This window comes from Kocuria tytonicola, from assembly GCF_003687175.1.
Classification (GTDB): Bacteria; Actinomycetota; Actinomycetes; order Actinomycetales; family Micrococcaceae; genus Kocuria; species Kocuria tytonicola.
In genome coordinates this window covers 138137-152738 of sequence record NZ_RDEX01000001.1, presented here as the reverse complement: position 1 = coordinate 152738, position 14602 = coordinate 138137, and the positions used below count along the sequence as shown (strand labels likewise).

Here is a 14602-nt window from a genome sequence, read left to right as displayed (position 1 = left end):
AGGACACCCGATGAGCGTCAAGCCGCTGCCCGTCCCGCCCCTGGAGGACACGCTGTCCCGGTTCCTCACCGCGGTGGAGCCCCTCGTGGACGGGGAGACCCTGGAGCGCACCCAGCGTGAGGCGCGGCGCTTCGGCTCCGAGGAGGGCCCCCGGCTTCAGCAGGCCCTGGAGGAGTTCGCCCGCGCGGAGGACACCGAGGGACGCAGCTGGCTCTCCCGGCAGTGGCTGGACGGCTACCTCACGGTCCGCACGCCCCTGCCGCTGAGCACGAGCGTGGGCTTCCAGATCACCGGGGACTTCGGCGCGCCGGGTCCCGGCCGTGCCGCCGAGCTCGTCCACCGCGCCGCGCAGGTGCACCTGCGGCAGCTGCGCGGGGAGACCCCGCAGGAGGTCGACCCTCGGGGCAACCCCGTGAGCATGGACCAGTGGGAGTGCCTGGCCGGCGGGATCAGGCACCCCCGTCCGGAGCGGGACGAGATCCGCGGACCGGGCCGTGCGGCGTCGTCCCCCGGGGCGGGTGCCGGTGGCGCGGAAACGCGCGCGGACATCGTCTCCACGGCCGACGACGCCGCGACGCGCGGCACGCACGGCACCGGCACGTCCGCGGGGGAGACCGTGGAGATCGGGGTGATCCACCGCGGGCGGTTGTACGCGGTGCCGGTGAGCACCGCACGGCTCGAGCCCCTGCCGCTGCGCTCGCTCGCGGCGGGGCTGCGCGCGGTGCTCGGGCGGGACGAACCGCGCGAGCACGAGCTGCCGTTCGGGGCGCTGTCCTACCTGGGCAGCGGCACCGCCGCGCCGCTGCTGGAGCGGCTCACCGAGCACCCCCACAACGCCGGGGTGTACGAGCGCATCACGCGCATGCTGTTCATGGTGAACGTGGTGGAGGCCGCCGCGGAGACGGACGAGCACCTGGAGCGCGCGGCGTTCGAGGTGGGGCACGCGTGGGCCTACAAGCCCATCACGTACGAGGTGTGCCTGGAGGACGACTGGCTGGCCATGCTCGTGGAGCACAGCACCGTGGACGGCGCCACCATCCTGGCCGTGGCGGGCGCGCTGCAGGACGCCGTGGTCCCGGACGAGCCGCCCGCCGCGGGGGTCCCGGCTCCGGAAGCGCTCGCGTGGCAGCTGGACGCGCCGCTGCGCGACGAGCTGGTGAGCGCGGTGGCGGAGTACCGTTCCCGGTCCGCCCTGCTGGGCGTGCACCGCGTGTTCACGCCCCGCCCGCACCGTGCGGAGCTGCCCTTCCGGATCAGCGACGACGCCGCGCAGCAGTTCATCATGCTCCTCGCCCAGCTGGCCACGTACGGCAGGGTGCGCGGCGTGTACGAGGCCGTGGACATGCGCGAGTTCCGGGCGGGGCGCACCGAGTGCCTGCGCCCCGTGACCCCGCAGGCGGTGGAGTTCGTGCGCGCCCTGCACGAGGGCACGGCCACCGAGGAGCTCTTCCGCGCGGCGCTGAACGCCCCCCGCGACTGGGTCAAGGCCTGCAAGCGTGCCCACGGCGTGGACCGCCACCTGCTCGGCCTCGCCATGACGGCGGAACGGCTGGGGGAGCCCTCCCCGTTCTTCGACTCCCCGGCGCTCGCCGCGCTGCGCCACGACTTCCTGTCCACCACGTCGATCGGTGGGCCGGACCGGATCGTGCGGTTCGCCTTTGCGCCCACCACGCCCGAAGGGTTCGGTGTCACCTACACCACGTGGCCCGAGGGCTACGAGTTCTGCGTGAACCACCGCCGGGACACCAGCGAGGACCTGGAGGGCTTCGCGCACCACCTCACGACGGCCGCGCGGACGCTGTGGGAGTTCGTGGGGACGTTGCAGGGCTAGTTGCCGGTGTCCGGCTCCCGGCCCTGCACGTCCGTCAGGGCGCCGATCCCGCCGTCCGCGGGCTGCGGCTGGGTGCGCTGGTCCGCGAGGCACGCCTGCTCCTGCCCGCGGGCCATGCCCACGGTGCGCTCGCGCGCGGTCTGGTCCTTGACCGGTGCCGGCGTGCCCCGTCCGGTGAACCCGTGTGCTCGCCGCAGTTGACGGTGTGCGGTCCGGGTCACATAGTGGCAGGCAGGAGTCACAGCGCGGTGGCCCAGTGAGCGCCGCGCGGTCCCGTTCCCTCCTCCCCGATCCAGAGGTTGCCATGTCCCACATCGTCAGCGGCCCCGAGGGCCCCGCCGGCCACGGCACCGCGGACCACACGCCGGGTGCTCCGGCGGTCCGCGCGCACGATCCCCGCAAGGCCCGCCGGGCGCTCATCGGCGCCTACGTGGGAACGTCCCTGGAGTGGTACGACTTCTTCCTGTTCGGCACCACCGCCTCCATCGTCTTCGCGCCGCTGTTCTTCGGCGGTGACGATCCCGTGCTCAGGACCATCCAGTCCTTCCTGCTCTTCGGCATCGGGTTCATCGCGCGTCCCATCGGCGCGCTGCTCGCCGGGCACTTCGGGGACCGGCTGGGCCGGCGCACCATCCTGATGGTCACCATCGTGGTCATGGGGGTGGCCTCCGCGCTGATCGGCGTGCTGCCCACGTACGAGACGGCGGGCATCGTGGCGCCCGTCCTGCTGGCCGCGATGCGCTTCGTCCAGGGCATGGCTGCCGGGGGTGAGTGGGGCGGAGCCACCCTCCTGGCCGTGGAGAACGCCCCCGAGGGCAAGCGCGGCTTCTACGGCGCGGTGGTGCAGCTGGGCTCTCCCACGGGCACCATCCTCTCCTCGATGATCGTCGCCGCGGTGGTGGCGCTGTCCGGGGAGAAGTTCCTGGAGGGCGCGTGGCGCATCCCATACCTGCTCTCGATCCTGCTGGTGGTCGTGGGCATCTGGATCCGGTTGCGCGTGGACGAGACGGACGACTACAAGGACGCCCAGGCCGCCCGCGCCGCCTCCTCCGAGAAGGAGGGCCTCCCGGTCCTGGAGATCCTCCGCACGGTCCCCGGGCGGCTCGCCATCGGCGTGGGCACGTACCTCTTCGGCAACGCCGGGTTCTTCGTGCTGACCACGTTCATGATCAGCTACGCCACCCAGCAGCTGGGTGTGCCCTCCACCGTGATCCTCACCGCGATCACGTGGGGCGCCGTGGCGGAGATCGTGACCATGACGATCGCGGGCAAGGTGGCGGACCGGACCTCCCCGTCCATCGTGGTGGTGGTGGGCTACGCAATTGCCGCGGTCCTGGCGTTCCCCATCTTCTGGCTCGTGGACACGCGCAGCACCGTGCTCATCACCGCAGCCATGGTGCTGGGCATCGGCTTCGCCTCCATCCCCTACGCCCCCGTGGGCACCGTGCTGACCCAGCTCTTCCCCGTGAAGGTGCGCTACTCGGCCATTGCGCTGTGCGCCAACATCGCGGGCGTCGTGGCAGGGTTCATGCCCGCGCTCGCCGCATGGATCCTGGGGGTCACCGGTGGGACGTCCACCGGGCCCACCCTCCTGCTGCTGGCGCTCGCTCTGATCTCCCTGGCGTCGTCGATCGGCGCGCGTCGCGTGATCCGCCGGGACGAGGAGCAGAACGTGGACCAGATCTCGGGAGACCTGCTGAACCGGTGACCCCGGTGGAGACGAGGAGCAACGCATGAACGAGCAGCCCGCACGCAGCATCACCGTCCTGGACGCCGTGGTGCACCGCCCCGGCGGCCGGTACCGTTCCGCACCGGAGTCCGTGGTGGTCCGGGACGGCGTCATCGCCTTCGTGGGGGACGCCGCAGAGGCACGACGCCGCACGGCACCGGGTGCGCCGGTCGTGGACGCGGGCGGGCGGTACCTCATGCCCGGTCTCATCGAGACCCACGGCCACCCGGGGCTCTACGCCCGCCTGGCCCTGAACGCGGACTGCCGCCCGTCCGTGACACCGCGAGCGGGCGACGTCGTCGCGGCGATCCGGGAGGCCGCCGAGCAGACGGAACCGGGGCAGTGGGTGATCGGCTGGGGCTACGACGAGCACCGCATGGACGGGGGTGGCCCCACCCGCGCGGACCTGGACGAGGCCGCCCCCGAGCACCCGGTGTACCTCAAGCGCACGTGCGCCCACATGGCCCTGGTGAACACCGCGGCCCTGGAGCGCATGGGCATCACCGCGGACACCCCCGACCCCGCGGGCGGGTGCATCGTGCGGGACGCGGCCGGGGAGGCCACGGGTCTGCTGCAGGAGACGGCCATGTCCCTGGCGGACCTGCCCGTGAGCGGCGCGGACGAGCTGCTCGCGGGGATGCGCGTGGCCCAGGAGGACTTCGCCGCGTGGGGGCTCACCACGGTGCACGACATGAGCACCGGGCCCCTGGAGATGGGGACCTACCTGCGGCTGCAGGAGGCCGGAGAGCTCACCACCCGGTTCCGACCGTGGTACTTCGCCCTGAAGCTCGGGGACTTCCACGGCAGCTACGACGAGGTGATCGGCACCGGGATCCGCAGCGGGCTCGGGGACGACATGGTGCGGATCCAGGGGATGAAGTTCATCCTGGACGGCTCTGTGGGCGGGAGGACCGCGGCGGTGGCGGAGCCCTTCGAGGGCACCGACTCCCGCGGGATCCTCTACTACGAGACCCCCCAGATCCTGCCCATGGCGGCCCAGGCGCTGCGCAACGGGCTGCGGCTGGCCATCCACGGGATCGGGGAGCGCGCCGTGGAGCAGGCGCTGGACCTCATCGAGGGGGCGGGCCGGGAGGTCGCCCGGGAGGCCGAGGACCCGGAGGTGGCCTACGAGCAGGCGGTCACGCGGCGTCGTCACCGGGTGGAGCACTGTGCGCTGCCCACGGAGCAGGACCTGCGGCGGCTGGCGGAGGGGAAGATCATCGCGGCGGCCTCCACGGCGTTCGTGCACGAGCTCGGGGACTCCTACGTGAAGAACCTGGGACCGGAACGCATGGCGCGCACGTACCCCATGCGTACCCTGCTGGACCGGGGGATCGTGGCGCCGTGCAACTCGGACTTCCCCGTGACCACCGCGAACCCGTGGCTCGGGATCTCCGCGTGCGTGACCCGCAGGACGGTGTCCGGGCAGGTCACGGACACCGCGCAGAACATCACCGTGGCCGAGGCCCTGGACGCGTACACCGTGGAGGCCGCGAAGGCGTCCTTCGAGGAGCGCAGGACGGGCTGTATTGCGGAGGGGTTCCTGGGAGACTTGGTGCTGCTGGACCGTCACCCCTTCGAGGTGGACGTTCGAGAGCTGCAGGACGTCACCGCGGAGCTGACCGTGTGCGACGGGCGGATCGTGCACCGCACGGACTCCGTCTGAGCCGCGACACCCGTGGCCCGGCACACTGCCCGCCAAGGATCCACAACCTGAGATCGAAGGAGATCATCATGTCCGAGAATCCTGCTGTGCCCCCGATGCTGAACGCCGAGTGGGTGGAGAAGGCCACGCCCGAGCGCTTCGCCGGGCAGACCGTGGTGGTGACCGGAGCGGCGTCGGGCATCGGCCGTGCCGCGGCCACGCGTGTGGTGGCGGAGGGCGGCCGCGTGGTCGCGGTGGACCTCGCCGAGGACGGGCTGAAGAGCCTCGCGGAGGAGCTCGGTGAGAACCTCGTGCCGGTCACCGCGAACCTCACAGAGGAGGACGCCGCGCAGAAGGTCGTGGCCGCGGCGGACGGGCGGGTCGACGCGCTCGTGAACAACGCCGGCATCATGGACAACTTCGCCCCGGTGCACGAGGTCACGGACGCCACGTGGCAGCGCGTGTTCGCCGTGAACGTGGAGGCCATGATGCGCCTGACCCGCGCGGTGGTCCCGCTCATGCTCGAGGCCGGGCGCGGCAGCGTGGTGAACCTGGCCTCCGAGGCGGGGCTGCGCGGTTCCGCCGCGGGCATCGCCTACACGGCGTCCAAGCACGCGGTGATCGGCATGACCCGCAACTGCGCGTTCATGTACGCCACCTCCGGGCTGCGCTTCAACGTGGTGGCTCCGGACGGCGTGGCCACGGGCATCCAGATCCCGAAGGACGCCTCGCAGTTCGGCGGCGCGCGCCTGGCCACCGTCCAGGCGAACATGCCGGGCGTGGCCAGCGCGGCCCACCTGGCGTCCTCCATCTGCTTCCTGGCCAGCGACGACGGCGTGAACATCAACGGCGCCGTCCTGCCCTCCGACGGCGGGTGGTCCGCGGTCTGAGTCCGCTCCGCGCGGGTCCCGGTCCGCCGCCCGGTACGACGATCCCCGCGTCACCCTCTCCGGGTGGTGCGGGGATCGTCGTCGTCCGGGGATGTGCCGTCAGGCCTGCACCTGGGACTTCGGGGCCGGCGGGGTGGTGCCCTGGGCCGTGAAGTAGGCGACCACGCGACCGTCGGCCTCCAGCACGACGTCGCAGATCTGGTTCCTGCCGAAGTTCACCCGGCGTGTGGCGGTGGCCGTGATGGTCTGCCCGGTGTGCGCGGGGGCCGTGAACGTGATCTCGGCGTTGCGCGTGACGATCGGCGCGCCCGCCGTGGCGCAGCAGTAGGCGAGCGTGGTGTCCGCGAGCGTGAACAGGTACCCGCCGTGGCAGATGCCGTGGCCGTTGGCCATGAAGTCCGAGACGGCCATGGACATGCTCACCTTCCCCTGCTCGATCTCCCCCAGCTCGATCCCCAGGTGCAGCGGGGCGGGGTCGTTGCGGAGGATCTCGTGCAGCAGCTCGCGGATGGCGTTCATGTCGGTGGGATCGGCGTACATGGTGGTCCTTCGGTCGAGGCTCGGCCCGCAGCGGCGCGGACCCGGGGGCCGTGCCCGAGGGCGGGCGGGCGGCGCGGTCTGAGAACACTGTAGGGGCAGGCAATGCCCCGGCCGCCCCGGTGACAGCACCGTGGGAGGACGACGCCGCGCGGCGCCTTCCCAGCCCCGCTCGCCTGTGCGGTGCCGTCGCGAGCGGCGGGCGTAGCATGCGAGCACGGGCCTGCCGGGCTGCAGGGTGGATCGGAGAGGGGGGCGCATGGCCGGTCAGGGAGTCACGGGTCGCCACGCGGGTCTCACCATGACCCAGTGGCGGACCATCATCAATGCCTCCTTTGCGGCCGTGCGAATCACCGCGCCCGCGGAGAACGAGTTCCGTGCGGACCTCACCACGGTGGAACTGGACGACGTCCACCTCTTCGACATGACCACCGGCCCCCACCGCGTGCAGCGCACCCCGGAGCTCGTGGCCCGGGATTCGGGGGAGTACCTCAAGCTGAGCCTGCAGCTGGAGGGGGCAGCCCGGCTGCGCCAGGACGGGCGGGAGTGCGTGCTGCGCCCGGGAAGCCTGGGGCTCTATGCGGCGTACCGGCCGTACGAGCTGGTGTTCGACGGCCCCCAGCACAGCATGGTCATGACATTCCCCCGCTCGGTGGTGCAGCTGGTTCCCGCGCAGCTGGACACTGTCACGGCCCAGCGCATCAGCCAGGACGAGGGCCTGGGCCGCGTGGCCGTCCCTCTGTTCCGCAACCTCGCGCACAACATGGACGTGCTCCACGGGCCGCACGCCCGCAAACTCGTGCGCTCGGCCCTGGACATGCTGGTCAGCGTGCTCTCCGCGGAGGTCCTGGACCCCGCACAGGAAGGCGCCGGGGACCTGCTCGTGCAGCAGGCCACCGCGTACATCGCGGACCACCTGGCGGACCCGGAGCTCTCCCCGGGCTCGATCGCCCGCGCGCTCTACGTCTCGGTCCGGCAGCTGCACAGCCGTTTCGCCGCCCAGCACCTCACCGTGGTCGCCCACATCCGCGCCGTGCGCCTGGCCGCCATCCGCGCGGACCTCGCGGATCCGGCGCACCGCGCGGAGACCGTGCACACCATCAGCGCCCGCCACGGCCTCGTGGACCCCGCCCACGTGAGCAAGAGCTTCAAGGCCGAGTTCGGGGAGACGCCCTCCGCCTACCGGCGCCGCCTCTTGGCGCAGTCCTGAGCTCTCATCACACCACCCAGGTGGCGGGGTTGTCGCTCCGTGCATCGGGGTTGTCGTGGACTGCCGGTCACGTGTGAGATCGGCGCGCACCCGTGTGATTCCCGGCACAATGGGAGCAGTCGCCCGAGCGCGCCCGCGCCGGCCCCATCTACCCCACGAGGAGCCCCCGTGAACACCTGTCAGGACCTGCTCTCGGCCATCACCGACCCGTCCGGCCGCGAGATCCTGGACCCCGCCACCGGCGAGGTGGTCGGCCGCGCCCACGAGTCCACCACCGCGGAGCTCGACGCCGCCGTGGCCGCCGCCCGTGCGGCCCAGCCGGACTGGGCGGGACTGGGTCACGCCAGGCGCTCCGAGTGCCTCCACAAGGCCGCGGACGCCGTGGAGGCCCACGCCGAGGCGCTCGCCGAGCTGCTGTCCCGCGAGCAGGGCAAGCCCATCAAGAACGGTCCCAACGCCGCGTTCGAGGTGGGCGGCTGCGTGGCGTGGCTGCGGGCCAGCGCGGACTTCCCGCTGGAGCCCGAGGTGCTCGTGGACGACGAGTTCGGCCACGCCGAGATGCACTACGTCCCGCTCGGCGTCGTGGGGGCCATCGGGCCGTGGAACTGGCCCATGATGATCACCGTGTGGCAGGTGGCCTCGTCCCTGCGCATGGGCAACACCGTGGTGGTCAAGCCCTCCGAGTACACCCCGCTGTCCGTGCTGGGCCTGGTGCACGTGCTCAACCAGGCGCTGCCCGCGGACGTCCTGCACGTGGTCCCCGGCGGCGGTGAGGTGGGCAAGGCCCTGTCCTCCCACGAGGGCGTGGACAAGATCATGTTCACGGGCTCCACCAGGACCGGTCAGGCCATCATGCGATCCGCAGCGGACGGTCTGGCGCGCCTCACCCTGGAGCTCGGCGGCAACGACGCCGGCGTGGTCCTCCCGGACGTGGACCCCCGGGCGATCGCCGGTGACCTCTTCTGGGGCGCCTTCATCAACACCGGCCAGACGTGCGCCGCCCTCAAGCGGCTGTACGTCCACGAGGACGTGTACGACGCCGTGTGCGAGGCGCTCGTGGACGTGGCGCGCCAGATGCCCATGGGCAACGGGCGCGAGGAGCAGAACGTGCTCGGCCCGCTGCAGAACAGGCAGCAGTACGACATCGTGGCGGGTCTGGTGGAGGACGCCAGGAACGGCGGCGGCCGGGTGCTGATCGGCGGGGACCCGCAGGAGGACCAGCCCGGGTACTTCTACCCCACCACGCTCGTGGCGGACCTGCCCAACGACAACCCCCTGGTCACGCAGGAGCAGTTCGGCCCGGCCCTGCCCATCGTGAAGTACTCGGACGTGGAGGACGCCATCGCCATGGCCAACGGCCTGGACGTGGGGCTCGGCGCCTCGGTGTGGAGCTCTGACACCGAGAACGCGATGGCCGTGGCCCAGCGGCTGGAGGCCGGCACCGTGTGGATCAACAAGCACGGCGGCGTGGACCCCCGCATCCCGTTCGGCGGCATCAAGAAGTCCGGCTTCGGCCTGGAGTTCGGTGTCGAGGGGCTCAAGTCCGTGGCGGCCAGCAAGGTCATCTCCCGCTGAGCCCGCTCCACCGTGCACGACGGCGTGCGCGCCCCGGACAGCTCCGGCGGTCCGGGGCGCGCACGTGATGGTGCCCGGACGGCGTCGTCGTCGTTTCCGGGTGCGGCCGAGGAAGGGGGCGGGCGCGGCGTCGCCGGGGCCCCCAGGAACTTTCCGCGGGAATGGTGTGGCAGGGATAGGTGTTGCACAACCGACATGGCAACCGATCTCGCCGGAGGGAACCGCATGCCCACCCTGTACGACCCCATCACCGTAGGAGCCTTCGAGCTCAGGAACCGCGTGGCCATGGCGCCGCTCACCCGGATGCGCTCCGACGAGGACGGCGTGCCCAAGGACATGAACGTGGAGTACTACGCGCAGCGTGCGTCCGTGGGCCTGCTCGTCACCGAGGGCACGTTCCCCGCCGTGACGAGCCGCGGGTTCTGGGGCCAGGCCGGGATCGAGACCGCCGAGCAGGCCCTGGGCTGGTCCCGCGTGGCGGAGGCCGTGCACGAGAAGGGCGGCGTGGTGTTCATGCAGGTCATGAACGCCGGTCGCGTGTCCCATCCCGAGCTCACGGGCGGGTCCACTCCGGAGGCCCCGAGTGCCGTGGGCATCGACCAGAGCACCCACGTGCCCAGCGGCAAGCAGCCCATCCCCGTGCCCCGCGCGCTCGAGGCCGACGAGCTCCCCCGGATCCGGCAGGAGTTCGTCTCCGCCGCCCGCCGCGCCGTGGACGCCGGGATCGACGGCGTGGAGATCCACGGCGCGAACGGCTACCTGCTCCACGAGTTCCTGGCCCCCTCCGCCAACCACCGCACGGACGAGTACGGCGGCTCCCCGGAGAACCGGGCGCGCTTCGTCGTGGAGGTGGTGCGCGCCGTCGCCCAGGAGATCGGGGCGGAGCGTGTGGGCCTGCGGATCTCGCCGGAGCACAACGTGCAGGGCGCCGTCGAGGACGACCACGACGACGTCCGCGCCACCTACGCCGCGCTGCTCTCCGGCCTGCGGGACCTGGGACTGGCGTACCTGTCCGTGCTGCACAAGGACATCGACGGGGAGTTCGTGCAGGAGCTGCGCGGCCAGTTCGAAGGCGCGTTCTACCTCAACAGCGGCTTCAGCGAGTACACCGAGCTGGCCGAGTCCGAGCACATCATGGCGTCTGACCTGGCGGACGGTGTGATGGTCGGGCGTGAGCTGATCGCCAACCCGGACCTGGTGCAGCGCTGGCGGGAGGGCCTGGAACTGAACACGCCGGACCCCAAGACCTTCTACCTGGGTGGCACGAAGGGGTACGTGGACTACCCGTTCGCCACGGAGCGGATCTGAGCCCAAGCCGCGTGCCTCGTGCGAGCTGATGAGGACGCGGCACGCGGGGTCTCTGGCCGGCTGGGTTGACTCCGGGAAGTGGAGGCAGTAGGTTGAATATCAGTTGTTGAAGTTTCGTTTTGTATTTTAAGCAGTACCCACCAACCATGGTGCGGCGGTTTTTCTGAAGAAACGTTCATGGCAAGCATCGCAACGCCGAGCCCCCGAAATTCGGGATGTGCTCACTTTCTTGCAGAAAAGGCAGGTCTGACATGACTACTGGCACCGTCAAATGGTTCAACGCTGACAAGGGCTTCGGCTTCATCGCCCCCGAGGACGGCTCCGACGACGTCTTCGCCCACTTCTCCGGCATCAACTCCGGCGGCTTCCGTTCGCTCAACGAGGGCGACAAGGTGGAGTTCGAGGTGCAGCAGGGCGATCGCGGCCTGCAGGCCACGAACATCTCGGTGATCTCCTGATCATCATTTCCTGAACGGCGAGCAGCCGTCGGAAAACCACAAAGACGCCCTGCCGATAACGGCAGGGCGTCTTTGTGGTTTTCCGGCTCACCTGCCCAGCAGCATCCGTGCCCCCTTCTCCCCGATCATGGCGGAGGGGGCATTGGTGTTGCCGTTGGTGATGAACGGCATCACGGAGGCGTCCACCACCCGCACGCCCGCCATGCCGTGCACCTGCAGGGTGGCGGGGTGCACCACGGCCAGCTCGTCCGTTCCCATGCGGCACGTGCCCACCTGGTGGTGGTAGGTGGTCACGGCGCGGTCCATGTAGGCGTCCTCGGCCGCCTCGTCCATCTCGCCCTCGCCGGGGTAGATCTCCCGGGCACCCCACTCATCCGCCAGGGGCGGGGCCGCGACCATGGCACGCCCCTGCCGCAGGGAGACCCGCAGCGCCTCCCGGTCCCGGGGGTCCGAGAAGATGTTGGGGTCGTAGTTCGCCGGGTCCGTGCTGCTCGGCCCGGTCAGGGTGATCCGGCCCCGCGAGTACGGGCGGGTGAGGCCCGTGTGCAGCGTGAACGCGTTGGCCGGGCCCTGCATCCAGTCGTCGTACATGGGAACGCAGAAGTGGAGGGGCTGGGTGTCCGGACGGTCCTGGTCCTCGGAGGAGCGCCAGAACAGGTGGGTCTGGGTCACGGCGATCTCGTCCTCCGGGTGCTCGATGCGCCGGGCCGTGGCCTCCGCGATCACCGGCACCAGGAGGTGGTCGTGCAGGTTCTCCCCCACGCCGGGCAGGTCCAGCACTGGTTCGATCCCCACCTCCCGCAGGTGCTCCGCCGGGCCGATCCCCGAGCGCATGAGGATCTTGGGGGTGTCGAGTGCCCCGGCGCACAGCACCACCTCGTCCGCGGAGATCACCTCGCCCCCGTTGTCCTGACCCGCCGTGGGCTCGGAGGCGTCCACGCCCTCCACCTCGGCGATCGCCCCGGCGTGCAGCTGCACCCCGGTCACTCGGCCGTCCGCCACCATGAGGCGCTCCACCACGGCACCCGTGCGCACCTCGATGGCGCCGCGCGCCACCCACGGCTTCGCGTGGGACGTGTACGTGGTCACCCTCCTGGTGCCCCGCACCGTGAGCTGCTCCTGGGAGATGCCCTCCTGCGGCCCCGCGTTGTAGTCCTCGTTGAAAGGCACTCCCACAGCTTCGGCCGCCGCGATGATCGCGTCGAAGATCGGGTTGCGCTGGTAGCTGCCCACCACGGGAACGAGACCGTCGGTGCCGCGGGGTGCTGCGGCGTCGTCGTCCTTGGTGGGGCCCTCGTAGGCCTCCAGTGCCTCGAACACCGGGGCGACGTCGCTCCACGCCCAGCCGTCGCAGCCCGCCGCCGCCCAGTCGTCGTAGTCGAGCGGGTTGCCGCGCACCCAGATGGCGGCGTTGAGGGCGTGGGAGCCGCCCAGCACCCGCCCCCGCGGCCAGTGGATGACCCGGCCGGACGCGTGCTCCTGGGCCACGGTGAAGTAGTCCCAGTCCTCCCGTCCGTGCCACAGCTCGCCCATGCGGGAGAGGGAGGCGATGGCCGGATTGGTGTCCTCCCCACCGGCTTCCAGGAGGGTGACGCGGTGCCCGGCCTCCGCCAGACGCCCGGCAACGATGGGTCCTGCGGTTCCTGCGCCCACCACCACGATGTGGCGGGGGTCCTGTGCTGTGCTGGTCATGCTCCCAATGTGTGGGGTGTGCCACAGCGTGTGTGGGTGTGGAGTGCAGAGGTGTTGGGGATGCGTGCGGGCCCGGCGCGGGACGCCTCCGAGCCGCCAGAACACACACCCCCCTGACGCGCGCACTCCCCGTCCCCAGCCCTCGCTGCAAAAACTGAGCAACTGTGGATTCTCGCCGACGCCGCTGCGTTTGCTCCACTTCGCAGCTCGCCGTGGGGCCCGTGTCGGCATCCTGCATCGCCCCCTCTGCCCGGAACCGACCGTGCGGAGACGACCTGGCCGCGTGGCACTCCCGGTAGGATCAGCGGTGTTGCCAGGGGATTCTCCGCGCGTGTGGTCGGGTGCGCGGCCGTTCGCCCTACCCCGGAGCCTGTTCATGACATCATCGCGATCCGCCCTGTCCCTGCCCGCCGTGGGTGGCTGGCCCTTCCTCGTCACCGCACTGATCGGCCGTCTCCCCGCCGCCACGGTGCAGCTGGGGCTCCTGCTCTACGTGAGCGGAGCCGGTCTGGGTCTGGGGCTCGCCGGAATGACCGTGGCCGCGGCGGGCCTGGGCTCTGCGATCGGTGCGCCCGCGGTGGGCGGACTCGTGGACCGGTTCGGCCCCCTGCCCGTGGTGCTGGGTGCCACGGTCGTCCAGCTGATCGGCATGGGTTCCTTGCTCGCCGTGGTGCTCCACGACGCCCCGCACGCACTCATCCTGGTGTGCGCCGCCGTGATCGGCTCGGCGAACCCGCAGGTGGGCGCGATTGCGAGGGCGCGCTGGTCGGCGCTGGCGCGGCGGCGTCGTCTGCCGGGGCTCGTGAGCAGGGCGCTGGGGTACGAGACCGCGTGCGACGAGGTGGGCTTCATCCTGGGGCCCGTGATCGCGGGTGTGCTGCTGGGGCTGTTCGGGCCGAACCCCGCACTGCTGCTGCTCATGGGGTGGGTGGTGCTGGGGCAGGGGTGCTTCATCGTGTACCTGCTGCGACGGCGCGGGCTCACCGTGGACACCCACACCATGGACGTGACGGACGGGATCGCACCGCGGATCCGGTGGACCCTGGTGCTGCCGCCCATGCTCGCGTGCCTGTGCGTGGGCACGGTGTTCGGCTCCACCCAGACCGCGCTCACCGCCATCAACACGGCGCGCGGCACCGAGGGCTACACGGGGGTCATCTACGGCTGCATGGGCGTGGGCAGCGCCCTGGCCAGCGTCCTGGTGTCCCGGCTCCCGCAACGGCTTCCGCTCTCCCTGCGCGTGGCCGTGGGCGCGCTGCTGGTGTCCACGACGTCGCTGCTGCTGCTCAGCATCCCGGGTCCCCTGGTGCTCGGCGTCCTGTTCGCCCTGGCCGGGCTGGGGGTGGGGTCCATGCTCGTGAGCGCATACACGCGGGGCGAGCATGCAGCACCGTCACACCGGATCGCGAGCGTGATGACCACACTGACCACATGCCTGGTGCTGGGGGTGTCCTTCGGCTCGGCGCTCGGTGGAGTGCTGTCCGAGGTGCCGCAGCGGGGGTTCCTGCTGACCCTGGGCGCCGGGCTCACGGGACTGGTGGCCGCGGTGGCGATGCACGTGACGCGGCCGCGGGAGGTCGCGCGCCGGGTGGTGTGAGCGCCGCCGCGGTGGCTCCCCAGGCACGTCCGGGCCATGATGAACCCATGACTGCGGATTCCGGACCCACCGCCACCACACATCAGGGGAGCACCGGAGCGGCTGTCCCCCCTGAACAGCCTGCGAACCC

The 14602-nt window shown here is 71.4% G+C and carries 12 protein-coding genes; 9 read left to right on the top strand and 3 right to left on the bottom strand.

Going from position 1 to position 14602, the window contains the following annotated elements; genetic code table 11:
• Nucleotides 1–10 precede the first annotated feature (10 nt).
• Nucleotides 11–1831 (top strand): choline/carnitine O-acyltransferase, encoded by a 1821-nt coding sequence (locus tag EAE32_RS00690; protein WP_121863845.1) that lies wholly within the window; start codon nt 11–13, stop codon nt 1829–1831.
• Here EAE32_RS00690 and EAE32_RS11655 read toward each other — a convergent pair.
• On the bottom strand, nt 1828–2052 hold the full coding sequence (locus tag EAE32_RS11655; protein WP_124035140.1) for a hypothetical protein: 225 nt from the start codon (nt 2050–2052) through the stop codon (nt 1828–1830). The genes EAE32_RS00690 and EAE32_RS11655 overlap by 4 nt on opposite strands.
• Nucleotides 2053–2135: 83 nt before the next feature.
• Here EAE32_RS11655 and EAE32_RS00685 point away from each other — a divergent pair, with 83 nt between their 5' ends.
• From EAE32_RS00685 to EAE32_RS00675, 3 genes are all read left to right on the top strand, one after another.
• Nucleotides 2136–3539: an MFS transporter gene (locus EAE32_RS00685; protein ID WP_121863844.1), complete on the top strand. Its 1404-nt coding sequence runs from the start codon at nt 2136–2138 to the stop codon at nt 3537–3539.
• Between the two features lie 25 nt (nt 3540–3564).
• Nucleotides 3565–5226, top strand: a complete 1662-nt coding sequence (locus EAE32_RS00680; protein WP_121863843.1) for an amidohydrolase — start codon at nt 3565–3567, stop codon at nt 5224–5226.
• 68 nt (nt 5227–5294) lie between these two features.
• Nucleotides 5295–6095 carry an SDR family NAD(P)-dependent oxidoreductase gene (locus EAE32_RS00675; RefSeq protein WP_121863842.1) on the top strand — a complete coding sequence of 267 codons (801 nt, stop codon included), beginning with the start codon at nt 5295–5297 and terminating at the stop codon, nt 6093–6095.
• Between the two features lie 99 nt (nt 6096–6194).
• On the opposite strand, the gene EAE32_RS00670 is transcribed toward EAE32_RS00675, so the two are convergent.
• A complete protein-coding gene (locus tag EAE32_RS00670) occupies nt 6195–6635 on the bottom strand; it encodes a PaaI family thioesterase (protein WP_121863841.1) in 441 nt (146 codons plus the stop codon).
• Nucleotides 6636–6891: 256 nt separating this feature from the next.
• Between EAE32_RS00670 and EAE32_RS00665 the strand changes: the two genes are divergently transcribed.
• The 4 genes from EAE32_RS00665 to EAE32_RS00650 all read left to right on the top strand — a co-directional run bounded on the left by EAE32_RS00665 (nt 6892) and on the right by EAE32_RS00650 (nt 11183).
• On the top strand, nt 6892–7842 hold the full coding sequence (locus tag EAE32_RS00665) for an AraC-like ligand-binding domain-containing protein (RefSeq protein ID WP_121863840.1): 951 nt from the start codon (nt 6892–6894) through the stop codon (nt 7840–7842).
• Nucleotides 7843–8010: 168 nt separating this feature from the next.
• Nucleotides 8011–9417 (top strand): aldehyde dehydrogenase family protein, encoded by a 1407-nt coding sequence (locus tag EAE32_RS00660; protein WP_121863839.1) that lies wholly within the window; start codon nt 8011–8013, stop codon nt 9415–9417.
• A 225-nt stretch (nt 9418–9642) separates the two neighbouring features.
• The gene (locus EAE32_RS00655; protein WP_121863838.1) at nt 9643–10725 is read left to right on the top strand and encodes an alkene reductase; all 1083 of its coding nucleotides are present in this window, start codon (nt 9643–9645) and stop codon (nt 10723–10725) included.
• A 251-nt stretch (nt 10726–10976) separates the two neighbouring features.
• On the top strand, nt 10977–11183 hold the full coding sequence (locus tag EAE32_RS00650) for a cold-shock protein (RefSeq protein WP_012399300.1): 207 nt from the start codon (nt 10977–10979) through the stop codon (nt 11181–11183).
• Between the two features lie 87 nt (nt 11184–11270).
• Here EAE32_RS00650 and EAE32_RS00645 read toward each other — a convergent pair whose 3' ends face one another.
• On the bottom strand, nt 11271–12875 hold the full coding sequence (locus EAE32_RS00645; protein ID WP_121863837.1) for a GMC family oxidoreductase: 1605 nt from the start codon (nt 12873–12875) through the stop codon (nt 11271–11273).
• Between the two features lie 376 nt (nt 12876–13251).
• On the opposite strand from EAE32_RS00645, the gene EAE32_RS00640 reads away from it, so the two are divergent.
• Nucleotides 13252–14472, top strand: a complete 1221-nt coding sequence (locus EAE32_RS00640; protein ID WP_121863836.1) for an MFS transporter — start codon at nt 13252–13254, stop codon at nt 14470–14472.
• Nucleotides 14473–14602 lie beyond the last annotated feature (130 nt).